Here is a 23,020-nt window from a genome sequence, read left to right as displayed (position 1 = left end):
AGTTCGTCGGCAGCGTCAGATTTGTATAAGAGCCAGCGCCCGACGCGGCCGCTCCCGAGGCCGGCGCCGATGCCGCGGCTCCCGAGCCGGTGGCGCTGACCGTCACCTTCGCCGGCGACTGCACCCTGGGCTCCGACGTGAACTTCGACGGCTCCCGTAGCTTCAACTCCAAGTACGCCGAGGTGCAGGATCCCGCCTACTTCCTGCAGAATGTGGCCGAGCTGTTCGGTGCCGACGACCTGACCGTGGTGAATATGGAGGGCGTGCTGACCGAGGGGGGCGAGCGTGCCGATAAGGAGTTCGCCTTCCGCGGCAAGCCCGAGTACAGCAAGATCCTCTCCACTGCCTCGGTGGAGGGCGCCTCGGTGGCCAACAACCACTCCAAGGACTACGGCGAGGACAGCTACAACGACACCATCGAGGCCCTCGAGGGCGACAACGTGAAGACCTTCGGCTACGACCGCATCGCGTACTTCGACGTGAAGGGCGTGAAGGTGGCGCTCGTGGGCGCTTACTTCCCCGAGGACAGCGACGACAATGAGAAGCAGATGACCGACAACATCGCCGCGGCCCGCGCCGAGGGCGCGCAGCTGGTGCTGGTGTACGTGCATTGGGGCATCGAGCGCGACTACGATCCCTCTACCGATCAGATGAACATGGGCCGGGCGGCCATCGATGCCGGCGCCGATCTGGTGGTGGGATCGCACCCCCATGTCATTCAGGGCTGGGAGGTCTACCAGGGCCGCTACATCGTGTATAGCCTCGGCAACTTCTGCTTCGGCGGCAACAGCAATCCCGAGGACAAGGACTGCATGCTCTTCCAGCAGACCTTCACTGTGACCGGCAACGAGGTGGCGAAGAACGACGCTGTGGACTTCATTGCCTGCTCGGTGTCGTCGGAGTCCGACCGCAACACCTACCAGCCCACCATCGCCGAGGGCGACGAGAAGGCCCGCATCGATGCGAAGATCCAGGAGTCCACCGACAAGATAGCCGCGGCTGCCGCCGAACTGGACGGCGCCGGCGATACGGCTGACGGAGATGCTGCCGGCGAGGGCGAAGGCGCCTCGGACGCCGCCGAGGGCGACGGTGCGCAGGACGAGAGCGCCGCTTAGGCTTTGCCTGCAATGGGCCTCTGTGCGTTCGGGGGCTTTCGGCTTGGATGCTAGATGCGGAAGGCGCAGGCGCCAGCGGTGAGCCCTCCGCCGAAGCCGGCCATGAGCGCGATGTCGCCGACGGCGAGCTTTTCTTCCACGAGCGCCTCGTTCAGGGCGATAAGGGCGCTTGCTCCCGACACGTTGCCCGTGTGGTCGATAGTCACCTGGAAGCGTTCCGAGGGCATGCCCATCTTCTTCGCGGCATAGCGGATGATGCGCTCGTTGGCCTGGTGCGGCACGTAGAGCGTCACGTCCTCGGGGGAAAGTTGGGCCCGGGAGAGCGCCTCCTCGATGCAGCGCACCATGGCCGAGGTGGCGAACTTGAACACCGCCTGGCCGGCCATGCGCATGTAGGGATCGCAGGGCGCCTCGGCGGCCGCGCGGGCGGCCTCGTCGCTGACGGCGTCGAAGGGCAGCGGCCGGTCGCAGAAGGCGCTGTCGCACCACAGCACGTGATCGGCGTCGTCGGTGTTCTCCATGTAGCTGGACAGCATCCCGTCCGCGTCCTCGCGCCATTCCATCACCACGGCGCCGGCCCCGTCGCCGAACAGGATGCAGGTGGCGCGATCGTCCCAGTCCACCAGGCGACTGAGGCGCTCGGCGGCCACTACCAGGATGCGGCGCAAGGGGTTGCGGCGCGGCGGCCGGCCCGCGGCCTTTGCGGCGGCGATGTCGGCGGCCGAGGCTGCCAGCAGCATGTCGGCGGTGGAGGTGCCGTAGACGCAGCCCGAGCAGGCGCAGGACATGTCGTAGCACACGGCGTTTACCGCGCCGATGCGCTCGCGGATGAGGGCCGCTTGGGAGGGGAAGGCCGCGTCGGGCGTGAGGGTGGGGCAGATGATCATGTCGAGGGAGGCCGCATCGATGGCGCCCTCCTCGCGCTGCCAGCCGCCCTCGGCCTGGCCGAGAGCCCGCAGCGCCGCCTCGGCGCCCAGGTCGGTGCCGGTCTCGTGCACGGCGATGGCGCGGGTGTGGATGCCCGTGCGGGGCACGATCCACTCGTCGGTGGTGTCCACGATCTGGCCGAGCTCGTCGTTGGTGACGATGCGCGCCGGCAAAGACTTCCCCGAACCGATAATTACGCTGCCCACAGCTGTTCCTTTCCCGACAAATGCCCGTTCCTGCGCTATGATACTGACCGCATTAAAGGCAAGCTTCTCCATCAGCAATAAGATGTTTGGTGAAGATTTTAGACGCGCAGTCAGTTTTTTAGGCAAATTCCTTAAGATTTCTCAGATAGTTTAGCAGAGACGCGATGTGCGCGGCGCCGCAAGAGAAGGAGAGCACGCTTCATGAAGACCCGCATTACCGAGCTGTTGGGAATCGAGTACCCCGTGGTGCAGGGGGCCATGGCCCGCATCGCCGACGGCGGCCTGGCCGGCGCCGTGAGCGCGGCGGGCGGTCTGGGCATCATCGCCTGTGGCGGTGCGAGTCTCGAATGGATTCGCGAGGAGGTGGCCCGGGCCCGCGCGCTGACCGATAAGCCCATCGGCATCAACGTGATGCTCATGGACCCCCGTGCCGCCGAGGTGGCCGAACTCGTGTGCGAGCTGGGCGTGGAGGTGGTCACCACCGGTGCTGGCAGCCCCGCCAACTACATGGCCGCCTGGAAGGAGGCCGGCGTGAAGGTGGTGCCCGTGGTGGCATCGGCGGCACTCGCGGCCCGCATGGAGCGCCTGGGGGCTGACGCGGTGGTGGCCGAGGGCACGGAAGCCGGCGGGCACATCGGCGAGCTCGCCACCATGGCCCTCATCCCGGCCGTGTGCCAGGCGGTGTCCATCCCCGTCATCGGCGCCGGCGGCATCGCCGACGGCCGCGGCATGCTGGCCGCCTTCGCCCTGGGTGCCGAGGGCGTGCAGTGCGGCACCCGCTTCCTCACCGTGGAGGAGTGCTCCGTGCACGATGCCTGGAAGGAGAAGGTGCTCGCGGCCAAGGACTCCGACACCATCGTCACCGGACGTGGCACGGGGCATCCCGTGCGCGGCCTGAAGAACAAGTTCGCCCGCGAGTGCCGCAAGATGGAGATGGCGGCCAAAAGCGGCGAGGAGCTGGAGGGCATGTACGCCGGCTCGCTCGCCCGCGCCGTGGCCGGCGACGTGGAGAACGGCTCGGTCATGGCCGGCCAGGTGGCGGCGCTCGTGGCCGAGCGCGGCACGGCGGCCGGCGTCATCCAGGAGATGGTGCGCGAGGCCGAGGCCCTGGCCGGCCGCACCATGGACGAGCTGGCGGCCCTGAACAGCCGCCGCGAGCGCGCGTAAGGGGGCGGCGATGACTTCACTGCTCGATGAGGCCCCTCTGGCGCCGCTCGGCCCGACGGGGCTCGTGTTCATGGCTTCGGGCCAGGGCTCGCAGCGGCCCGGCATGGGTGCCGACCTGCTGGACATCCCCGAGGTGGCCGCCACCTTCGCCTGCGCCTCCGACGTGCTCGGCCGCGATGTGGCTGCCCTCGTGCGCGAGGCCGACGCCGACGAGCTGAACGACACCCGCAACGCGCAGATCGCCATTAGCGCGCTCTCTATTGGCATGGGCTGGGCGCTTATGGCCCGCGGCGTCGTGCCGGATGCGCTGCTCGGCTTCTCCCTCGGCCAGATTTCCGCCCTCGTGCTGGGTGACATGCTGGACGAGGAGGCGGCCTTCGCCCTCATCGCCGAGCGCAGTCGTCTCATGGGCGAGGCGGCCGATGGGAACCCTGGCGTCATGAGCGCCTTTTTGAAGATCACCCTGGCCGAGGCCCAGGAACTGTGCGCGGCCTGCGCCGAGGGCGAGGTGCTCGTGCCCGCCAACCTGAACGGCGGCGGCCAGATCGTCATGGCCGGCACCCCGGCAGCCGTCTCGCGCGCCGAGGAGGCCTGGGCCGCTTCCAAGGGCCGCTTCTCGCGCCTGGCCACCTCGGGCGGCTTCCACAGCCCGCTCATGGCCCCGGCTGCCGAGCCCTTCGCCGCCTACCTGGCCGGTGTGGACTTCCGCGAGTCGGCGGTGCCCGTCATCGGCAACGTGCACGGCGCCCCGCTTGAGGTCGCCACCGTGCGCGAGGAGCTGGTAGCCCATCTAGTGAGCCCCGTGCAGTTCGAGGCCAGCGTGCAGAAGTTGGCCGCCGCCGGGGCGCAGATGTTCGCCGAGGTGGGCTTTGGCGGGGTGCTCGCCAACCTGGTGAAGCGCATCGACCGCGCCGCCCCGCGCGCGGCCATCCAGGATCGCGCGAGTTTCGACGCCTTCGTGGCGGAAAACGGAGAGTAGGAGATATATGACTGAGACCCAAGAGCGCCGCGCCGCCGTCGTGACCGGATCGACCCGCGGCATCGGGCGCGAGATCGCCCGCGAGCTGGCCGCCGCCGGCATGAACGTGGTGGTGAACAGCTCGTCTGAGAAGAGCCTGCCGGCCGCCGAGGCCCTGGCCGCCGAGATCGCCGGTCAGTTCGGCGTGGAAGCGGTGGCCGTGGCCGCCAACGTGGCCGACGAGGCCGAGGCCAATGCGCTCATCGCCGCGGCCACCGACGCCTTCGGCCGCGTGGACGTGCTCGTGAACAACGCCGGCATCACCCGGGACGGCCTGGCCGCCCGCATGGGCGACGAGGACTTCGACGCTGTCATCGACATCAACCTGAAGGGCACCTTCCACTGCTGCCGCGCCGCCGCCAAGGTGATGATGAAGCAGCGCTGGGGCCGCATCATCAACATGTCCAGCGTGGTGGGCGTCTACGGCAACGCCGGCCAGGTGAACTACGCCGCCTCGAAGGCCGGCGTCATCGGCATGACCAAGACCCTCGCCAAGGAGCTCGCGCGCCGCAACATCACGGCCAATGCCGTGGCTCCCGGCTTCATCGCCACCGACATGACCGACGCGCTCTCCGAGGCCCAGAAGGAGGCCATCGTGGGCCGCATCGGCAGCGGGCGCTTGGGCGAGCCGGCCGACATCGCGCACCTGGTGCGCTTCCTCGCCTCGGACGAGGCGTCCTACATCACCGGTCAGGTTATCTGCGTGGACGGAGGCATGTCCCTATGAGTGAGAACATGAGCGAGAGCGTGCAGACCCGCCGTCCCGACGGCACCCATCGCGTGGTCATCACCGGCGTGGGCGCGGTGACGCCCGCCGGCGTGGGCGTGGAGCCTTTGTGGAACACGCTCATGGAGCGCGGCTGCTGCATCGGGCCCATCGAGCGATTCGATACCGAGGGCTACGAGGTGCGCATCGGCGCCGAGGTGCGCGGCTTCGACGGAGTCGAGCACGGCCTTTCCAAGAAGGAGGCGCGCCGCTTCGAGCGCTTCGTGCAGTACGCCATCGTGGCTGCCGACGAGGCGCTGGCCCAGTCCGGTTTGGAAGTGACCGAGGCGAACCGCGACTGCATCGCCGTGGTGTTCGGCACGGGCATCGGCGGCATCGACGAGCTGCAGAAGAGCTTCGCCACCTTGGAGGAGAAGGGCCCCAAGCGTGTGAACCCCCTGTTCATTCCCACGATGATCGGGAACATCGCCGCGGGCAACCTGGCCATCCGCTACGGCATGCGCGGCGAGTGCCTGAACGTGGTGACCGCGTGCGCCACCGGCGCCCACTGCATCGGCACGGCCCTGCGCGACATCCGCCACGGCTACATCGACGCGGCGCTCGTGGGCGGCACCGAGGAGTCCGTGAGCCCCATCTGCATCGCCGGCTTCACGAACCTGTCGGCGCTCACCCGCGCCGAGGACCCGGCTCAGGCCTCGCTGCCCTTCGACGCCCGCCGCGGCGGATTTGTGGCCGGCGAGGGGGCCGGTGCGCTCGTCATCGAATCGCTGGAGAGCGCCCTGGCCCGCGGGGCTGCGCCCATCGCCGAGATCACCGGCTTCGGCAGCACAGGCGACGCCTACCACATGACCGCCCCCGACCCGGAGGCCTCGGCCATCACGGCTGCCATGGCCGCCGCCCTGGCTGAAGGGGGCTTCACCCCGGCCGACCTGGGGCACCTGAACGCCCACGGCACCGGCACCCCGGCCAACGACGCCGGCGAGTCCAAGGCCCTTGCCAACCTCATGGGCAGCGCCGAGGCCGCCGCAGCGGTGCCCGTCACCTCCATTAAGGGCACGACGGGCCATATGCTCGGCGCCGCCGGTGCCGTGGAGGCCATCGTGTGCGCCCTGTCCGTGGCCCGCGACGCCGTACCTCCCACGGCCGGCTTCGCCGAGCCGGCCGAGGACTGCCCGGTGGCCGTGGTCACCGAGGCTCTGACCGGCTACCCCCAGAAGGTGGCCCTGTCCACGTCTTTGGGCTTCGGCGGCCACAACGCCGCTTTGGCCTTCTCGCCCTATAAGGGCTAGGGGCCTATCGGCGCAGGGCATCCCGCAGGTGCCCTGCGCCTCCCAGTGCACAACCGCCCCGCGGGGCGCGGGAAGGACGGCGGCTGCGGGGCGCGCGTCCTGTCGAGGAGAACGATATGACTGACGAGACGACGCTGGCGCCGCTGCCCTGGGGGCGCGACGTTATCGAGAGCATCCTTCCGCACCGCGACCCGTTCGTGTGGGTGAGCCGCGTGGTGGCCATCGAGCCGGGGCAGTCCATTACCGCCGAGTTGGATGTGCCGGCCGACCTGGATATCTTCCGCGGCCACTTCCCCGACCACCCGGTGCTGCCGGGGGTCATCATCATGGAGGCCTTGGCCCAGGCCGCATCCATCGCCATGCTGCAGGCGCCCGATCTGCGCGGGCATATCGGCTTTCTCGCCGGCATCGACGGCGCGAAGTTCCGCCGCCAGGTGGCTCCGGGCGAGACCGTTACCCTGACGGGGCGCATCGTGAAGTCCTCGCGCCGCTTGGTGGTGGCCGAGGTGGAGGCATCCGTGGCCGGCGAGGTGTGCGCCACGGCAACCCAGAAGTACGTGCTGGCTTAGGGCAGCGCGCCGAACCGAGAGCTAGAGGGATCGAATCATGGCTAAAACGGCATCCAAGTACATCAGCTTCGACAGCGACGGGCGCCTGTTCGCCGATGAGACCGTCGGCGTCGAGAAGCCGGCCGCGGCCGAAGCGTCTGAGAACCCGTCGTTGAAGGCGGCGGTGGCCTACGCCCTGGACGCCATCGTGGACGCGGCGAGCGCCCTGCCCGAGAACGCCGCCGCTCTCATCGCACCGGCGCCCAAGGCCGCGCCGGTGGATCCCGAGGAGGCCACGCTCACCGTGGGCTGCGATGTGCGCTCCACCATTGGCGACGACTTCGCCGTGACCGCGACCGAGGGGGCCGACGGGCGCCCGCGGGCCCTCGTGGTGGCCTCGGCTAAGAACGCCCGGGCCTTCGTGGGCCCCATGGAGCAGGCCGGGCTCGACGTGGTGTTCGCCACCGTGGACAACCGCTCGCTCGACGGCTTCGCCCGCCGCCAGCTGCCCACCTACAACCTGGGCAGCACCTCGGCGGCAGTCAGCGCCGAGCAGCTGTCCGGCAACATCTACACGGTGCTGTCGGCGGCCAAGGAGTGCGGCGCGTCCCTCATCTTCATCGACAGCCCCACGGCCGCCCTGGCCGAGGACGAGTACTTTCTGCGCCACGCCCGCAAGCGTGGCCTGCGCGTGTTCGCCCCGGCCGCCGAGGGCACCCAGCTCATGGGTTGGGTGGAGCTGCTGCCTGCCGCCGATGGCCTGGCTGTGCCCACCGCTGCCCCCTGGGAGAGCGCCGCGCCCGCGGCCGCCGACGATGACGAGGGCCCCACCCACTGGCGCCGCTGCCACGCCTGCAAGCTCTTCTTCGACAAGGAGGAGATCATCTCCGAGGGCTTCACTTGCCCCGCCTGCGGCACCCTGCAGCGCATCCGCTCCGACGAGCGCCTGGCCCTGACCGTGGATGCGGGCTCCTTCGAGGAATGGAACGCCCAGATGGCCGATTCCAACCCGCTCGACTTCCCCGGCTACCCCGAGAAGATCGCCGACCAGCGCGAGAAGAGCGGCCTCGAGGAGGCCGTGCGCACGGGCCGGGCGACCATTGCCGGGCTGCCCGTGGCCATCGGCGTCATGGAGTCCGGCTTCTTCATGGGCTCCATGGGGCATGTGGTGGGCGAGAAGGTGGCGGCCCTTATCGACCGCGCCATCGAGGAGCGTCTGCCCGTGGTGGTGTTCTGCGCTTCCGGCGGTGCTCGCATGCAGGAGGGGCTCACCTCCCTCATGCAGATGGCGAAGGTGTCCTGCGCCGTGGAGCGCCTGGGCCGGGCCGCGCTGCCCTTCATCACCGTGCTCACCGATCCCACCACCGGCGGCGTGACCGCGTCCTTCGCCATGCAGGGCGACATCATCCTGGCCGAGCCGGGCGCGCTCATCGGCTTCGCCGGCCAGCGCGTCATCCGCGACACCATCAAGCAGGAGCTGCCCGAGGGCTTCCAAACCGCCGAGTTCGCCCTGGAGCACGGACTCATCGACGCCATCGTGGAACGCTCCCAGCTGCGCTCGGTGCTCGCCCAGATCCTGGCTCTGCACGCGCCGAGCGACCCGTCGCGCATCGTCACCTACCACAGCGTCATGGATGCTCTGGAAGTGGGTGCGGGCGCCTACGGCACCGTGTCGGTGGCCCCCGAGGCCCGCATCGTGGGAGAGCGCATTCGCGCCGAGGAGGCCGCGGCCGGCTTCCTGAGGAAAGTGCCCGTGGTGGGCAGCCTCATCGGGCGCGGCGCAGGCGAGAGCACTGCCGAGGAGGCCGACCGCCGCGAGCTGGATCGCTATGCCCGCCGCGAGGCCCGGCGCGCCAACGTGAGCGCCGATGCCGCTGCCGGCAGCGCCTGGGAGAGCGTGCAGATCGCCCGCAACGTGCACCGGCCCACGGCCAAGCGCTACATCGACGGCATCGTGGAGGGCTTCATCGAGCTGCACGGCGACCGCGCCTTCGCCGACGACGGGGCCATCATGGCCGGCATCGGCTGGATTGCCGGGCACCCGGTCACGGTGATCGCCCAGGAGAAGGGCGCGACCTTGGCCGACCGCGTGGCCCGCAACTTCGGCTGCCCCCAGCCCGAGGGCTATCGCAAGTCGCTGCGTCTGATGGCCCAGGCCCAGAAGTTCGGCCGGCCCATCCTGTGCCTGGTGGACACCCAGGGCGCCTTCTGCGGCACCGAGGCCGAGGAGCGCGGCCAGGGCAACGCCATCGCCGACAACCTCGTGTTCATGGCCGGCCTTCGGGTGCCGGTGGTGAGCGTGCTGCTGGGTGAGGGCGGTTCCGGCGGGGCCTTGGCGCTTGCCGTGAGCAACCGCGTGGCCATGCAGGAGCACGCCGTGTACTCGGTGCTCTCGCCGGAGGGCTTCGCCTCCATCCTGTGGAAAGACGGCAAGCGTGCGCCCGAGGCTGCCGAGGTGATGAAGATGAACGCCCGTGCGGTGTTCGAGGGTGGCATCGTGGATGCCGTCATTTCGGAAGGGGAGGGTCCGGCCCACGAGAACCCCGATGAGGCTGTCGCCGCCGTGCGCGACTACGTGCGCGAGGCCTACGAGGAGCTGGCCGATCTGACCCCCGACGAGCTCATCGCCCAGCGCCAGGGGCGCTTCGCTCGGTTCTAAAGACATCGAGATAACCTTCCCGAAACGCTTGGACGGGCCGCCCGACAGGGGCGGTCCGTTCGTTTATGCTGGCCCTCGTGGAACCTCGTCGATGGGAGCAGCTATGCATATGGGACCGCGGAAGGTCATCTGGATCGCCGGCGCCACGGGGCGCATCGGCCAGGCCGTGGAGCGCCTGCTCGACCACGGCGACTACGTCATCATCACCACCGATACCGAACTGGACGTGACCGACCACGAGGCAGTGCTCCAGTACGTGTCCATCAATCGCCCCAACATCGTCATCAACTGCGCCGCCATGGCCGACGAGGCCGCCTGCGAGGCGCACCCGGTGGAGGCCTACCGCGTGAACGCCATGGGCGCCCGCAACCTGGCTGCCGCGGCCTGGTCGGTGGGGGCCTCCATCGTGCAGCTGTCCACCGACGATGTGTTCTCGGGCACCGAGCGCGGCAGCTACAACGAGTTCGACACGGTGCTGCCCCGGGATAACGCCTACGCGAAGTCGAAGATCGCCGGCGAGAACTTCGTGCGCGAGCTGAATCCCAAGCACGTTATCGTGCGATCGAACTGGGTGTACGGGGCCGAGCCCGGCTACTGGCTGGCCAATCTGCTCATGGCCGCCCGTACGGGCACTCCCTTCCCCGTGGCCGAGAACCAGCTCTCGTCGCCCACCTCGGTCACCACTCTGGCCGCCTGCATCGTGGCCCTCATCGAGAGCGAGGAGTACGGGCTGTTCCACGCCGCCGACGAGGGGGTAACAAGCCGTCTGGACTTCGCCCGGGAGGTGCTGCGCCTGGCCGGTCTTTCCGATGGGTGCCTGCGGCCCGTGAACGATCCCGCCGAGGCCCGCACCGTCAACCTCGTGAACCTTATGCTCACCATGACCGGCATCTACACGATGCCCACCTGGCAGGACGACCTGCGCGATTACCTGGCCGCCCACGATCTACTGGCCTAGGGGCGCCCTGCCATGGAGTTCCGCAACCATCTGCAACCGACCGAAGGGCCTGACGGTTCCGGCGGCCGCCCGCGCCTGCCCTTGAGCCGCCTGAGCCTGACGGGCCGCATCCTCATCGCTTTGGTGCTGGGGCTTCTGGTCGGCGTGGCCTTCCACTACCTGGTACCGGCCGGGCCCGTGCGCGACGACGTGCTTGTGGGCGGCGTCTTCTATCTGGTGGGCCAGGGGTTCATCCGGCTCATGCAGATGCTCGTGGTGCCGCTCGTGTTCTGCTCCATTGTCTGCGGGGCGGCGGCCATCGACACGAAGACCTTGGGATCGGTGGGCCTGAAGACGCTGCTTCTGTACCTGCTCACCACGGCCGCGGCCATCTCGCTGGCCCTCGGCGTGGGCAACCTCATCAACCCCGGCGAGGGGGTGGATATGTCGTCGCTGGCCGCGGTGCCCGGCGACGGAGATGCCGCGCCCCTCGACGAGGCGGCCGCGACGAACACCATGGACACCCTGCTCAACATCATCCCGAAGAACCCCGTGGCGGCCCTGGCCAATGGCGACATGCTGCCGCTCATCTTCTTCGCCCTATTCGTGGGCATTGTGCTGGCCCGGCTCGGGCGGCGGGTGGAAACGGTGCACAGCTTCTTCGTGCAGTTCAACGACATTATGATGGAGATGACCTCGCTCGTCATGAAAGTGGCGCCCTTGGGGGTGTTCTGCCTGCTCGCGCGCACTTTCGCCAACGTGGGCTTCGAGGCTTTCCTGCCCATGGTGAAGTACATGGGCGCCGTGCTTGCGGCCCTGGCGCTGCAGCTGGGTGTGACCTATATGGCGCTCCTGTGGGTATTCGCCCGCATGGGTCCGCTCATGTTCCTGCGGAAGTTCTTCTCCGTGGCCGCCTTCGGCTTCTCAACGGCCACGTCGAACGCCACCATCCCGCTGAATATCGAGACCCTGGAGAAGAAGATGGGGGTGGACCGGCGCATCTCGTCGTTCACCATCCCGCTCGGCGCCACCATCAACATGGACGGCACCGCCATCATGCAGGGCGTGGCTGTGGTGTTCACGGCCCAGTTGTTCGGCGTACCCTTGGGACCGGCGGAGTACGCCACGGTCATCGCCACGGCCACCTTGGCCTCCATCGGCACGGCCGGAGTGCCCTCGGTGGGACTCATCACGCTGTCCATGGTGTTCAACGCCGTGGGACTGCCCTTGGAGGGCATCGCGCTCATCATGGGCATCGACCGCATTCTGGATATGTGCCGCACGGCCGTGAACATCACAGGGGATGCGGTGGTCACCTCTATCGTGGCCAAGCAGGCCGGACGGGTGGATATGGCGGTGTTCCGCGATCCCGATGCCGGCCGCGAGGTAGACGACGTGCGCGTGGCGGTGCGCCAGTAGCGGGGCGGACGAAGCGCGTGGCGGTGTACCAGTGGCGAGGCGCGGCGGCCCGTCGTAGCCGCGGAGCTCCCGTGCATCGCTCCGGCGCGATTTTCCGTGCTTCTTTAGGTGCGGTTTTTGTGCAGTAAGCTCCACGAAATAGATGTCGGGTTCGATCCGCCATGGCGGGTCGGCTGCACGTCTTATTGCTCACCAGGGGAAATGCAGAATACCTCTCGGAGACGGTGTCTGTGGGCGCCCGCTCGGACGGGTGCTACATCTACTTCGCGGAGTTTGGTGGCCAAAAATGGCGTTTTCGGATTCTGCCGTGGAGGAAACACCGGATCTCAAGTGAAAAGCGGGCCGCCGAGTGGCGACCCGCCGTGAAAGCGGCGCAGCGATTGCTGCGAAGATGGAGCGCGCGGCCGCGAAGTGTGTGCGCACGCGGCACGGGCACGACGGCCATGGGGCGGGCGCTCCGGCCGTGAAGCGCGAACACGCGGCACGGGCGCGACGGCCATGGGGCGGGCGCTCCGGCCGTGAAGCGCGAACACGCGGCACGGGCGCGACGGCCATGGGGCGGACGTGCCGCGCGCCGTTGAGCGCGCTCGCGCGGAGGCGGACCGCTGCGGCCTACAGCATGGTGGCGCGCAGCTCCTCGGGCGCGAGGGGCGACAGCAGCGCCGGGGCGATATCGAAGATGGTGCGGCAGCCGGTCTCGCCAGCGGCGGCCATGCGGGCGCAGGCGCGGGCGCAGGCGGCCAGCACGGAGCCGGTGAACTCGGGATTGGAATCCAGCTTCAGGGAGTACTCGATCACGTGGGTGTTCTCGCCGTTTTCGCCGGTGGTGCCGGTGCGGATGACCGAGCCGCCGTGGGGGATGCCGGCGTGGTCGCGGTCGAGTTCCTCCTGGCTCACGAAGGTGACCGTGGTGTCGTAGTCGGCGAAGTAGTTCGGCATGGTGACGATGGCCTCTTCGATGGCGGCGGTGTCGGCGCCATCGGCGGCTACCACGAAGCACTCGCGGGTGTGCTTCTGGCGCGTGGTCAGCTCGGGGTTCGCGCCGGAGCGCACGGCCTCCAGGGCGGCGGGCACGGGCACGGTGTACTGGCGGGCGTCCACCACGCCGGGGATGCGGCGGATGGCATCGGAATGGCCCTGGGACACGCCGCGGCCCCAGAAGGTGTAGTCGGCGCCGTTGGGCATGATGGCGTTCGCGTACACGCGGCTTACCGAGAACATGCCCGGATCCCAGCCCACGGAGATGACGGCCACATGCCCCGCCTCGCGGGCGGCGGCGTCCACGGCGGCGAAGTGCTCGGGGATGTTGGCGTGGGTGTCGAAGGAGTCCACCACGTTATAGAGCGCGGCGGCTGCCGGGGTCTGCTCGGGCAGGTCGGTGGCACTGCCGCCGGCCAGCACGAGCACGTCGATATCGTCGGTATGGGCGGCCAGCTCGTCGGCGGCCCATACGGCCACGTTCTCGCCGTAGGGGTGCACGCTGGCGGGGTCGCGGCGGGTGAACACGCCAACGAGTTCCATGTCGTCGTTGGCGGCCACGGCCAGCTCAACGCCGCGCCCGAGGTTGCCGTATCCGAGGATGCCGATGCGAATGGGGTTCAAGGTTGCCTCCTAGCGTTGGTGATGGAAGGGCGGCGTTCCTGCGAAGCCGGTGGGTGGCTTCAGCGGGTGCGGCCGCGCCGTCGCGGTGTGGGGCTATTATCACGCAGGGCCCCCGTGGCGGGAATAGCCCCGTGGCGGCCGTTACAAGGTTTTAACCGAGGAGAACTTTGGGGCGCTGTGGCCGACCGCTCGCCCGGGTCGGCGAGGGGCCGCGTCTCGCTCGGATGGGCAGCGCGGCTGCGACGGGACGGCGGGCCGGTCTCGGGGCGCGGACGGCCCGGCGCCGTGGCGGCGCGGGGAGGCCGGAGGTCGTCGTCGGCTCGCTGGCGGCGCAGGTGCCCCTCGCGGGCGGGCGTCGTCGGGGCCAGGGCCGCGGGCGCGTCGGCGCCGTCGTCCCCCTCGGTGGGGATGCGCAAAGTGAACACCGTGACGCCCCGCTCGCTGGCCGCCTCGATGGCGCCGTGGTGGGCCACGACGATCTCCCGGGCGATGGCCAGGCCGAGCCCCGCGCCGCCGGAACGGGTGGTGCGGGCCCCGTCTTCGCGGTAGAATTTCTCGAATATGGTCTCCAAGTGGGCGTCGGATATCTCGCGGCCCCGGTTGGCCACGGTGATGGCGGTGAAGCGCCCCTCGGGGCGGGCGGCCAGGGCGATGGTGGAGTTCGGGTCGGCATAGGCCACGGCGTTGCGCAGCACGTTGCCCAGAGCCCGGGCCAGCTTGTCGGGATCCACGAAGAAGCGGTCGGCGGCCCCTACGTCGATGGAGATGCGGATGCCCCGGGCCGAGGCCTCGGGGAAGAACGCCTCGGCCACCTGTTGGCAGAACAGGCGCACGCCGATGGTCTCGCGCTCGATGGGAATGGCCGACAGGTTGTAGCGGGTGATCTCGAAGAACTCGTTGATAAGGCTCTCCAGGCGCTCGGCCTTGGCGTAGGCGATACCAGCGTACTTGCGCAGGGTGTCCCGCGGCAGATCGGTGGTTTCCCGCAGCAGGTCCAGGTAGCCGAGCACCGAGGTGAGCGGCGTGCGGATGTCGTGGGCCAAGTAGGCCACCAGCTCGTTCTTGCGTTGCTCGGCGGCGTGGGCGGCCCGCTCGTCGGCAAGCGATTGAGAGCGGATGACCGCCAGCTCGTTGCGGGCGATGGACAGGTCAGGCGGCAGCTCGATGGGGGCGTCCTTGTCGGCCAGCAGCTTGCCTACGGCCTCGGCCAAGTCGTCGAAGTAGCGCAGGGACTTGTTCAGGGTGCGCAGGATGATGAAGAGCCAGCCCGCAACGAAGACGAGCGCGGCCAGGGGCAGCTTGAAGGACTTGATAAAGGTGTAAGTAGCCACGTCGCGCACCGAGGTTACCCCGTTCTCGTTGGTGACGGTCTGCCAGACAGGGTGCTCGTCGGAAAGCCCTACGGCCTGGGCCCGCTGGTCTGCAGGCAAGCTCGTCCAGGTATTGAAGGCCTCGTCTTGGGCTTGGCGGTAGGCGTTGCCGAGAACCTCGTCGAGGATTTGCTGATCATAGCCCATGGCGGCCGCAGAGGTGAGTATCTGGACGACTTCCGTCTCGGAGGTGTTCTCGGGCACGAAAGGCGAGGGCAGGGTGAGGGAGAGTCGGAGCTCTTGGATGGACGCGGACGCGTGCAGGGCCGCGAGGGCCTGGGCCGCGCTCGCCTCGGCGGGAACGACGTTTTGGGCCTCGAGGATCTGCTCGTAAGACACCAGGGGCACGGGAGCGAGGTCGTCGGCGCTTGCGTTGCGGGCACCGTCGTCGGTAGCGGGGGTGTCGGCTGCGTCGATGCCCGTCACCTCTTCGTCTGCGTCCACCTCGGGGGTGCCGCTGGCGGCGCCCGACGTCTTGGTTTCGGCCCGGGCCTTCTCATCGGCTGCCTCTGCAACGGCGTTGCTCTCGAGGCCCGTGGCGTACTCGCTGATGGCATCCTGCATCTCGTTGACCTGCCCCTGGATCTCATCGACTGTGCCCGCCTCGCCGGAATACCCTTCGTTCACCAGATCCTCGACCCCCATGTCGAACAGGCCGTTGTCGAGCATGCCCTGGTCGACGAGGATGCGGCGGAACTCGGGGGAAGCGTCCAGGGTGCGCCAGCTGGAGGTGACGTCGGCCACATAGTTGGCCACGGATGGCACCACGAAGGTCTCCAGGGAGAAGCAGACCAGGGCGAAGGCCCCGCTGAACAGAACGAGATTGCGGATGAGAACGCCGAGCACGCGCCGCTTGAGGACGCGGGCCTGCTCGCTCCTAAGCGCCATGGCCGTCGGTGCCAGGGCCGCCACGCAGCTTGTAGCCTACGCCCCAGGCGGTCTCGATGAAGGCCGTGGAGGCATCGATGGCGGCGAGCTTCTTGCGCAGGCGGCGGATGTGCACCATGACCGTGTTGGCCGCAGCGTCGTCGAAGCGCTCGTGCCAGGCCCCCTCGAACAGGTCGGCGGCCGAGACCGGCGAGCCCACCGACTGGGCCAGCAGGGCCAGGATGGCGAACTCCTTGGGGGTGAGGTGGAGCGGTTCGCCGTGGAGTGTGGCCAGGTGGGTGCGCAGATTCACCTCGATGGCACCGGCGGTGATAAGGGTGGCGTCGGCTGGGGCGGGAGCTGCGGCGCGCCGGCGCAGGCGCGCCTTCACCCGGGCCACGAGCTCCCGAGGGCGAAAGGGCTTGGTGACGTAGTCCTCGGCACCCAAAGTGAAGCCCACCACCTGGTCGGCCTCCTCGTCCTTGGCCGAGAGGAAGATGACGGGGATGTCCATCATCTGCCGCATGCGCACACACAGCTCGAAACCGTCGATACCGGGCATCATGATGTCCACGATGGCCAGGTCGAAGGGGGTGCGGCCGAGCATATCGAGGGCGGCTTGCCCGCTGTAGCAGGCCAGGGCGTCCATGCCCTCGGCCACGAGCAGGTTCACCACCAAATCGGCGATAGCCTGCTCGTCATCGACCACCAATATGTGAGCGCGTTTTTCCATAGGATCCATGGTACACGATTCCCGCGGCGCCTGCAGGGCAAGGGGCCCCTCGTCGGAAGGCTTCAGAAAAAGTTAAGGTCCCTGCCGGAATCGTCAGTATTTGCTATGGGACGTGTAAGCCGTGCCGTCGATAAAGTGAGAGGGAACTTGAGGGCAGAGTAGGCGAAGGAGCGACCGATGGATACCATCCTGTACCGAACCGACGAGGGCGACGGCTTCCGCCGGGGTTCTGCGGCGAACCCCTATGGGCGCGAGCGCTGGTGCCGCCCTGACCGACCGGCAGCCCCGCGGTGCGGGGCTGCGGCGAGGGGAGCGGCATCGCGGGGCGGAGCGGCGGAGAGTCTCGGGCGGCGGGACGGCTCGACGACGTCGCAAGGGGCGCGCGGCGGCCGGTTCGCGCAGTCTGTGGCAGAGCGCTCCCGCGAGACTTCGCGGTGTGCGACGGCGCGGCGGCGGGGAGGGGGAGCGGATGGGACCGCGGCTGAGGCGGCCCGTCGGGCCGCGGCCCTGATGCCCCGGCCGGTATGGCATCGCCTGCGCCCGCGCCTTGTCGGCCGGGCGGCTCTGGCGGCAGTGTTGGGAATCTTCCTGATCGTGGCCGCCTTCCAGTTAGCGGCCATCTACCTGGACGGTCGCGCTGACGGCTCGGCGCCGTTGGTGCCCGCGGTCGTGGCCGACGCGCCCCAGGAGGGGGAGCCGGCGACCAGCACCCCGCGCGACCAATGGCGACGCGGGGAAGTGCCCTTCCTCTACCAGATAGACAGCGCCTGGGCCGACGCCCCCTATGCGGGCACCGACGTGGCCGAGGCCGGCTGCGGGCCCACCTGCCTGTCCATGGTGTACGTGGCCCTGACGGGCAAGGACGATTACGATCCGGCGGCCATGGCCGCGTTCAGCGAGGCGGGCGGTTACGTGGAGGACGGCATGACCGCGTGGAGGCTCATGGGCACCGGTGCCGGCGAGCTGGGGCTGGCCTCCCACGAGGTGCCCGCCGACCGGAGCCGCATTCTCGCGGAGTTGGGCGAGGGGCGGCCCATCATCTGCTCGGTGGGGCCTGGCGACTTCACCACGACGGGCCACTTCATCGTGTTGGCCGGCGTGGCCGAGGACGGCCGGGTAGTGGTGCACGACCCCAACAGTCCCGTCCACAGTGCCCAAACGTGGGACGTGGACCAGATCATCGGCCAAGCCCGCAACTTCTGGGCCTTCGAGCGAGCCTGAGGTTCCCCCGGGTCCGTGGAGGGACGCTGCTCATTCGATGGGCTCGGTACTCAGGGTTTCTCTTGTGCTAGGATGGCCCTACGTATTCCCGAGGGAAAGGAGGCCGTCGTGAGCGAGTTCCCGCCGCCGCAGCCGGCTCCCGCCGCACCCGAGGCCCCGCAGCCGGCTCCCGCATTCGCACCCGATGCCCCGCAGCCGACGCCCACATTCGCGCCGCTGCCGTCGTCGGTCCCCGTGCTGTGGTGCCAGAACCTCACCAAGACCTACGGATCGGCCGTGGCCCTCGATCGCCTCACGATCTCGGTGCCCGCTGGCCGTATCGTGGGTCTGCTCGGCCCCAACGGCTCTGGCAAGACCACGCTGTTGAAGATGATCGCGGGGGTGAGCCATCCCACGGCCGGCGAGGTGCGCGTGGCGGGCCTGCCCATCGGGCCTCAGAGCAAGGCCCTCGTGTCCTATCTGCCCGAGCGCCCCTATTTCTCCCGCTCCATGCGGGTGCGCGAAATGCTGGCCTATTTCGCCGACTTCTATTCCGACTTCGATGGCGCCCTGGCCCACGAGATGCTCGGCCGCCTCGGCGTGGATCCGGCCGCGGCGTGCTCGACCCTTTCCAAGGGCACCGTGGAGAAAGTGCAGCTGACCCTCGTCATGGCCCGTCATGCGGCCCTGTACCTTCTGGACGAGCCCATCGGCGGCGTTGACCCGGCGGCGCGCGACTACATCCTGTCCACCATCATTCACGCCTACCGGCCCCAGTCCACCATCATTCTCTCCACCCACCTCGTGCGCGATGTGGAATCGGTGCTGGACGACTTCATTCTGCTGCGCTACGGCCAGATGTTGCTCCATGCGCCCGTGGCCTACGTGCGCGAGAAGGGCACGACGCTGGACGCCTTTTTCCGAGAGGAGTTCCGATGCTAGGCAAGTTGATGACCTATGAGCTGCGGGCCCTCTGGAAGCCGGCGGCCATCATGCTCGCCATTATGGTGGTCGCGGGCATCGCCGGCACGGCTTGCCTCGGCGCGACCCGGGCGATCAGCGAGGTGTCCTGGGGCACCTACGGCTCCTTGGCGGCGCCCACGGCCGGCAATGCCACCGTGGTGCTCTTCATGGGGGCGCTGTTCTGCGCCTTTCTCGTCTGGGCGGCCGTAGTGGCGTTCTACGTGTTTTCCTCCATGCGCTTCTACCGCACCCTGTTCACCGACGAGGGCTACCTGGCCCTCACCCTGCCCGTGCCCACAGGAACGCTGGTCATGGCGAAGTTCTGGGTGTCGTACCTGGCGCTGGCCGCGTTCGCACTCATGGCGCTGCTGGCGTACACCCTTATGGCGCTGGCTGTCAGCGGCGGCGACATAGATGCGGTCACGGGCGTGGCCTCCATGATGGGCGGCTGGTTCGCCTTCGCGGCCGACGGCGATGGGGCAAGCGCTCTGCTGGGTTACGGGAATATGCTTGTGACCTGCGCATATGCTTTGAGCCTCGCCTACGGTAGCCTCACTCTGGGGGCCTGGTGGGCCCGGCGTCACAAGGTGGCCGCGGCGGTGGGCGTGTATCTGGGCGTGGGCTGGGCACTTTCCCTCGTCTTCTCCATCGCGGGGGTTCTGGTCATGTCCGGCGATACGATCTTCTGGGACTTCGCCCTGGGGGCGGTGGCGGTGGTGCAAATGCTCATGAACCTCGCCGTCGCCGTCGGGTCTCTGGCCCTGTCGACCCACCTCATCCGCACCAAGGTCGACCTGAGCTAGGGGCGCTGCCGATCTTGGCGGCTTCCGCGACGTTCGGGATCCCATCCGCCCAACCTTAGCTAGCAGCTAATGAAATGATTCGCGAGAACCGATACCCTTCTTCACGGCCATGAGGCGATACATTCATGAGAAGAAGGGAATCACTATGGAGAAGAAACCGACGTCCGGCCTTGCCGTGGCGGGGCTGGTGCTCGGCGTGCTCGCGCTGCTGGTGACGGCGGCCATGTACGGCGGCGCCTCGGCCGCCTCCGACGGCTCCTCCGAGAGCACCCCGGTCGCCGAGCAGGGGGCGAGCCAGGATGCGCCGACCCGGGCCGAACAGGGGGCGAGCCAGGATGCGCCGGCCCGGGCCGAGCAGGAGGCCGCCTCCGACTACGCGGTGACCATCGACGATTGCCGTATGACCGAGGATTACGAGGGCAATCCCGCCGCGGTGGTGACCTTCACGTTCACGAACAATTCCGAGGAGACGACCAGTCCGGCGGTGGCGCTCCATGCCCAGGTGTTCCAGAACGGCACTGAATTGGAGATGGCCATCACGACGGACAATGAAGACGCCGGCAAGTACATGAACGACGTGAAGCCGGGCTCCTCCATCACCTATGGTCTCGCCTACGAGCTGGAGGATACGAGCGACATCACCGTGGAGGTGCAGGAACTGGCGGCCTTCAACGACGTGTTTCTCGCTGGGATTGCCCCTGCGGGAGGCCAGCCGGCTTTTGCAGGCGGGCGGCGTCAACGAGCTGCACGAGGTTTTGCGCCGCCGCTCATCCATCGCGATCTGAAGCCGAGCAACATCGTCGTGAGCGACGGCGGTCTGACGATCATCGACTTCGGCATCGCCCGCGCTTTCCGCGAGGGGGCCGGTGCCGACACGACCCATTTCGGCACGCGTTCCTATGCGCCTCCCGAGCAGTTCGGCTATGGGCAGACCGACGTGCGCAGTGATGTCTACGCCCTGGGCATGTTGCTGTACTACCTGGTGACCGAGCGCGATCCAGATGCCCGGGTGGCCACGGGGGGATTCGCGGAGCCGGATGTGCCGCCGATGTTGCGACCGGTGCTCCAACGAGCCTGCGCTTTCGATCCCGCCGCCCGCTTTTCCTCGGTTTGGGCTCTGAAAGCGGCGTTTCTCGCGGCCATGGCCTCGGCGTTGGGGCTGCCCCGGTAGCTGACGCGGCCCTACGATTCCCAGCGGGTTTCCCAGAAGGCCACGGCGCTGGCGGCGGCCACGTTCAGCGAATCCACGCCGTGGGCCATGGGGATGCGCACCGTGTAGTCGCAGGCGGCGATGGTGTCCGCAGCCAGGCCGTCTCCCTCCGTTCCCAGCACCAGGGCCAGTTTCTCGGCCGCCTTCAGGCGCGGGTCGGCCACGGAGACAGATTGCTCCGACAGTGCCAGGGCCGCCGTGGCGAAACCGGCCCCGCGCAGCAGCGCCACGCCCTCTTCGGCCCAGCGGGCGCCGCTTCCGATGCGGGCCCAGGGTACTTGGAACACGGTGCCCATGGCCACGCGGGAGGCGCGGCGGAACAGCGGGTCGTGGCAGGCGGGGGTGAGCAGCACGGCATCGATGCCCAGGGCCGCGGCGCTGCGGAAGATGGCGCCGATATTCGTGTAGTTCGTGATGTCCTCGAGCACCGCTACCCGGTGGGCGCTGGCCAGCAGGGCGTTCGGGTCGGGCTCGGCGGGGCGGTGGAAGCAGCAGAGCGGCCCGCGGGTCTCGCGGTAGCCGGTGATGGAGCGCATCTCGTCGGTGGACACGACGGCCACGGGCACCTGCGGGTGCGCCTCGACGATGCGGCCGATGAGCCCGGCGGCTCCGTTCAGCCAGCGCTCGTCGGTGAGCAGGGCGAAGGGGGTGCAGCCGCCGTCGAGGGCCCGGGCGATGACGTTCACGGATTCCGCGACGAAGAGCCCGGCGGCCAGGCGGTCTGGCTCGCCGGCGGGATCGCAGGCTCGGGCGAGGCCCACGAGCTGCTTGGGGTCGCGCAGCTCGCCGTCGGTCATGGCGGCGAAGGGGGCGAGGTGGGCGTCATCCGGGCCGATGGCCGCCGCACCTGGAACGCGCCGGTCGTGTAAAGCGGTCACCTCAGCTCACGCCCTTCCGCTCGATGAGGGTCGGGGCCGGCGGCAGGTAGCGGGCCGGGTAGATGAGGAACCCGAGCTTCCCGACGCGCTCCAGCAGGGCCATGACCAGCACCGGCAACCCGAAGCAGGCCACGAGCCCCGCGGCGAAGCAGAGCCAGGGCGCGCCCGATGCTGTGATCCCCAGGGCCGTGAGGCCGACGATGGTCAGCTTGAGGCCGAGGGGCGCCAAGGGCCACAGGGCCATGGTGTAGCGGGAGGCGAAGCCGTAGAGGGCATCTTGGGCGCCGGAGCGGAACGCCGCCGAGAACAGCGAGGCGAACCAGACCACGCCGATGGCGTCCAGCAAGCCGTAGGAGGCCTCGCCGAGCCAGCCCGCGCCGAAGGTGATAACGCTCGTGGCCACCCAGAGGGCCCCGAGGGCCCAGGCTTTCTCGGGGGTGCGCAGAAGCGGCAGCACGCGGAACAGGGATACGCCCATGCCACCGGCGAACCAGATCCAGTTCTCGGCCACGGCCTGCACGATCCAGGGCAGCCGCTCGGCGGTGGGGGCGGTGGCGGGCAGGGAGAGCAGCACGACGATGGCGATCTTGCAGCCCAGGGCCGCCATCAGCAACCGCGAGGCGTTGCGACGGCTGGCCGCGGTGGGCGTGATGGCGAACAGGATGAGGCAGACGGGGAAGTACCCGAGCGGCTCCACGGGGTTCAGGAGCAGCATGTCGAGGATCGTGAGCGGCCCGAGGGGTCGCCCGCCGCCCGTGACGGCGTTGACGGCCAAGGTGAGCACGGCGAAGGTGAGGAAGGGCACGAGCAGCACGATGGCCTCGCGCTTCATGTTCGCTGCCCAGGCCCGCTTCGTGCGTACGGAGCGATAGCGCTGATAGAGGTAGCCGCTCGCGAAGTAGAACACGGGGAATTGCAGTGGGAACAGGCAGTCCTGGGCCCACTGCACGATGCCGGCCGCGGGCAGGGGGCCGGCGGCCGTGGCGAAGGCAAGCAGGCTGCCGAAGGCGATGAGCAGGGCCGAGGTGGCCTCCATGTTGTGCACCCAGGTGTCGCTCGGGTGGTCGAGGCCGCGGCCGTGCATCTCGTGGGCGGCCGCGGGACGCGGGGCGGTGTGGGCGGTGGCGGTCATGGGCGCGAAAGGGTCACGGCGGTACTTCCTGGAAGATCGCGGTCGGGCGTTGGACGGCGCCATGATACCGCGCCCGCGCTGTCGCGCAGTTCCGCACCGCTCGCCATCAGCGCGAAGCAGCACGCGCGGGCGGTGCGCGGCGGTCGGGGGCGGTTGGGGGCGTCGCCTGGGCGGCATCGCGACTGCGCGGCGGCAAGGACCTTGCGGGGCTGCGATTGCGCGATGACTCTGGTTGTCCGCAGGGGGGGAC

Annotated in this window: 19 protein-coding genes; 13 read left to right on the top strand and 6 right to left on the bottom strand. The window is 68.9% G+C overall.

Annotation, left to right across the window (positions count from 1 at the left end; genetic code table 11):
- Positions 1 to 89: 89 nt before the first annotated feature.
- Positions 90 to 1,115 (top strand): CapA family protein, encoded by a 1,026-nt coding sequence (locus F8D48_RS09895; protein WP_151431690.1) that lies wholly within the window; start codon positions 90 to 92, stop codon positions 1,113 to 1,115.
- A gap of 50 nt (positions 1,116 to 1,165) precedes the next feature.
- Here the strand turns inward: F8D48_RS09895 and F8D48_RS09890 are convergent, their stop codons facing one another.
- Positions 1,166 to 2,248 (bottom strand): beta-ketoacyl-ACP synthase 3, encoded by a 1,083-nt coding sequence (locus tag F8D48_RS09890; protein WP_151431688.1) that lies wholly within the window; start codon positions 2,246 to 2,248, stop codon positions 1,166 to 1,168.
- Between the two features lie 201 nt (positions 2,249 to 2,449).
- Between F8D48_RS09890 and F8D48_RS09885 the strand changes: the two genes are divergently transcribed.
- The 8 genes from F8D48_RS09885 to F8D48_RS09850 all read left to right on the top strand — a co-directional run bounded on the left by F8D48_RS09885 (position 2,450) and on the right by F8D48_RS09850 (position 12,012).
- Positions 2,450 to 3,415 (top strand): nitronate monooxygenase, encoded by a 966-nt coding sequence (locus F8D48_RS09885; RefSeq protein ID WP_151431686.1) that lies wholly within the window; start codon positions 2,450 to 2,452, stop codon positions 3,413 to 3,415.
- Between the two features lie 10 nt (positions 3,416 to 3,425).
- Positions 3,426 to 4,394: an ACP S-malonyltransferase gene (locus F8D48_RS09880; RefSeq protein ID WP_151431684.1), complete on the top strand. Its 969-nt coding sequence runs from the start codon at positions 3,426 to 3,428 to the stop codon at positions 4,392 to 4,394.
- A 7-nt stretch (positions 4,395 to 4,401) separates the two neighbouring features.
- Entirely contained in the window at positions 4,402 to 5,160 is a 759-nt protein-coding gene (gene fabG / locus F8D48_RS09875; protein ID WP_151431682.1) for a 3-oxoacyl-[acyl-carrier-protein] reductase, read from the top strand.
- A complete protein-coding gene (locus F8D48_RS09870; RefSeq protein WP_151431680.1) occupies positions 5,157 to 6,449 on the top strand; it encodes a beta-ketoacyl-[acyl-carrier-protein] synthase family protein in 1,293 nt (430 codons plus the stop codon). The genes fabG and F8D48_RS09870 overlap by 4 nt, the downstream gene beginning before the upstream one ends.
- A gap of 116 nt (positions 6,450 to 6,565) precedes the next feature.
- Complete coding sequence (gene fabZ, locus F8D48_RS09865) at positions 6,566 to 7,018, top strand: 3-hydroxyacyl-ACP dehydratase FabZ (protein ID WP_016310601.1); 453 nt, start codon at positions 6,566 to 6,568, stop codon at positions 7,016 to 7,018.
- A gap of 37 nt (positions 7,019 to 7,055) precedes the next feature.
- Positions 7,056 to 9,656, top strand: coding sequence for an acetyl-CoA carboxylase, carboxyltransferase subunit beta (gene accD, locus F8D48_RS09860; RefSeq protein ID WP_240806308.1), 2,601 nt, complete (start codon positions 7,056 to 7,058; stop codon positions 9,654 to 9,656).
- A gap of 109 nt (positions 9,657 to 9,765) precedes the next feature.
- Positions 9,766 to 10,614, top strand: coding sequence for an SDR family oxidoreductase (locus F8D48_RS09855; protein ID WP_151431678.1), 849 nt, complete (start codon positions 9,766 to 9,768; stop codon positions 10,612 to 10,614).
- Positions 10,615 to 10,626: 12 nt separating this feature from the next.
- Positions 10,627 to 12,012, top strand: coding sequence for a dicarboxylate/amino acid:cation symporter (locus F8D48_RS09850; protein ID WP_151431676.1), 1,386 nt, complete (start codon positions 10,627 to 10,629; stop codon positions 12,010 to 12,012).
- A gap of 612 nt (positions 12,013 to 12,624) precedes the next feature.
- On the opposite strand, the gene F8D48_RS09845 is transcribed toward F8D48_RS09850, so the two are convergent.
- The 3 genes from F8D48_RS09845 to F8D48_RS09835 are packed head-to-tail and all read right to left on the bottom strand — an operon-like array spanning position 12,625 to position 16,584.
- Complete coding sequence (locus F8D48_RS09845; protein WP_151431674.1) at positions 12,625 to 13,614, bottom strand: diaminopimelate dehydrogenase; 990 nt, start codon at positions 13,612 to 13,614, stop codon at positions 12,625 to 12,627.
- Between the two features lie 59 nt (positions 13,615 to 13,673).
- Positions 13,674 to 15,896, bottom strand: a complete 2,223-nt coding sequence (locus F8D48_RS09840) for a sensor histidine kinase (RefSeq protein WP_151431672.1) — start codon at positions 15,894 to 15,896, stop codon at positions 13,674 to 13,676.
- Positions 15,862 to 16,584 carry a response regulator transcription factor gene (locus F8D48_RS09835; RefSeq protein WP_135970089.1) on the bottom strand — a complete coding sequence of 241 codons (723 nt, stop codon included), beginning with the start codon at positions 16,582 to 16,584 and terminating at the stop codon, positions 15,862 to 15,864. The genes F8D48_RS09840 and F8D48_RS09835 overlap by 35 nt, the downstream gene beginning before the upstream one ends.
- A 177-nt stretch (positions 16,585 to 16,761) precedes the next feature.
- Between F8D48_RS09835 and F8D48_RS09830 the strand changes: the two genes are divergently transcribed.
- The 4 genes from F8D48_RS09830 (at position 16,762) to F8D48_RS09815 (ending at position 20,721) form a co-directional block, all read left to right on the top strand.
- Entirely contained in the window at positions 16,762 to 17,805 is a 1,044-nt protein-coding gene (locus tag F8D48_RS09830) for a C39 family peptidase (protein WP_240806307.1), read from the top strand.
- A gap of 108 nt (positions 17,806 to 17,913) precedes the next feature.
- The gene (locus F8D48_RS09825) at positions 17,914 to 18,726 is read left to right on the top strand and encodes an ABC transporter ATP-binding protein (protein ID WP_205717378.1); all 813 of its coding nucleotides are present in this window, start codon (positions 17,914 to 17,916) and stop codon (positions 18,724 to 18,726) included.
- Entirely contained in the window at positions 18,720 to 19,550 is an 831-nt protein-coding gene (locus tag F8D48_RS09820; RefSeq protein ID WP_151431668.1) for a hypothetical protein, read from the top strand. The genes F8D48_RS09825 and F8D48_RS09820 overlap by 7 nt, the downstream gene beginning before the upstream one ends.
- Positions 19,551 to 19,695: 145 nt before the next feature.
- Positions 19,696 to 20,721, top strand: coding sequence for a DUF5067 domain-containing protein (locus F8D48_RS09815; RefSeq protein ID WP_151431666.1), 1,026 nt, complete (start codon positions 19,696 to 19,698; stop codon positions 20,719 to 20,721).
- 11 nt (positions 20,722 to 20,732) lie between these two features.
- On the opposite strand, the gene F8D48_RS09810 is transcribed toward F8D48_RS09815, so the two are convergent.
- Both F8D48_RS09810 and F8D48_RS09805 read right to left on the bottom strand, forming a co-directional pair.
- Positions 20,733 to 21,638 (bottom strand): TrmH family RNA methyltransferase, encoded by a 906-nt coding sequence (locus F8D48_RS09810; protein ID WP_240806306.1) that lies wholly within the window; start codon positions 21,636 to 21,638, stop codon positions 20,733 to 20,735.
- Between the two features lies 1 nt (position 21,639).
- Positions 21,640 to 22,770 (bottom strand): hypothetical protein, encoded by a 1,131-nt coding sequence (locus F8D48_RS09805; protein ID WP_205717377.1) that lies wholly within the window; start codon positions 22,768 to 22,770, stop codon positions 21,640 to 21,642.
- Positions 22,771 to 23,020 lie beyond the last annotated feature (250 nt).

This window comes from Adlercreutzia muris (genome assembly GCF_008831045.1).
Taxonomy (GTDB): domain Bacteria; phylum Actinomycetota; class Coriobacteriia; order Coriobacteriales; family Eggerthellaceae; genus Adlercreutzia; species Adlercreutzia muris.
The sequence above is the reverse complement of the archived record's forward strand: the minus strand, read 5'-3'. Positions and strand labels throughout refer to the sequence as shown.

What these genes read in the sequence shown, in the direction of transcription:
- F8D48_RS09850 (WP_151431676.1), top strand. Translation starts at nt 10,627, where the DNA reads ATGGAGTTCCGCAACCATCTGCAACCGACCGAAGGGCCTGACGGTTCC.
- F8D48_RS09805 (WP_205717377.1), bottom strand. Translation starts at nt 22,770, where the DNA reads ATGACCGCCACCGCCCACACCGCCCCGCGTCCCGCGGCCGCCCACGAG.
- fabG (WP_151431682.1), top strand. Translation starts at nt 4,402, where the DNA reads ATGACTGAGACCCAAGAGCGCCGCGCCGCCGTCGTGACCGGATCGACC.
- F8D48_RS09880 (WP_151431684.1), top strand. Translation starts at nt 3,426, where the DNA reads ATGACTTCACTGCTCGATGAGGCCCCTCTGGCGCCGCTCGGCCCGACG.
- F8D48_RS09885 (WP_151431686.1), top strand. Translation starts at nt 2,450, where the DNA reads ATGAAGACCCGCATTACCGAGCTGTTGGGAATCGAGTACCCCGTGGTG.
- F8D48_RS09855 (WP_151431678.1), top strand. Translation starts at nt 9,766, where the DNA reads ATGGGACCGCGGAAGGTCATCTGGATCGCCGGCGCCACGGGGCGCATC.
- accD (WP_240806308.1), top strand. Translation starts at nt 7,056, where the DNA reads ATGGCTAAAACGGCATCCAAGTACATCAGCTTCGACAGCGACGGGCGC.
- F8D48_RS09870 (WP_151431680.1), top strand. Translation starts at nt 5,157, where the DNA reads ATGAGTGAGAACATGAGCGAGAGCGTGCAGACCCGCCGTCCCGACGGC.
- F8D48_RS09835 (WP_135970089.1), bottom strand. Translation starts at nt 16,584, where the DNA reads ATGGAAAAACGCGCTCACATATTGGTGGTCGATGACGAGCAGGCTATC.
- F8D48_RS09815 (WP_151431666.1), top strand. Translation starts at nt 19,696, where the DNA reads ATGGAGAAGAAACCGACGTCCGGCCTTGCCGTGGCGGGGCTGGTGCTC.
- fabZ (WP_016310601.1), top strand. Translation starts at nt 6,566, where the DNA reads ATGACTGACGAGACGACGCTGGCGCCGCTGCCCTGGGGGCGCGACGTT.
- F8D48_RS09820 (WP_151431668.1), top strand. Translation starts at nt 18,720, where the DNA reads ATGCTAGGCAAGTTGATGACCTATGAGCTGCGGGCCCTCTGGAAGCCG.
- F8D48_RS09830 (WP_240806307.1), top strand. Translation starts at nt 16,762, where the DNA reads ATGGATACCATCCTGTACCGAACCGACGAGGGCGACGGCTTCCGCCGG.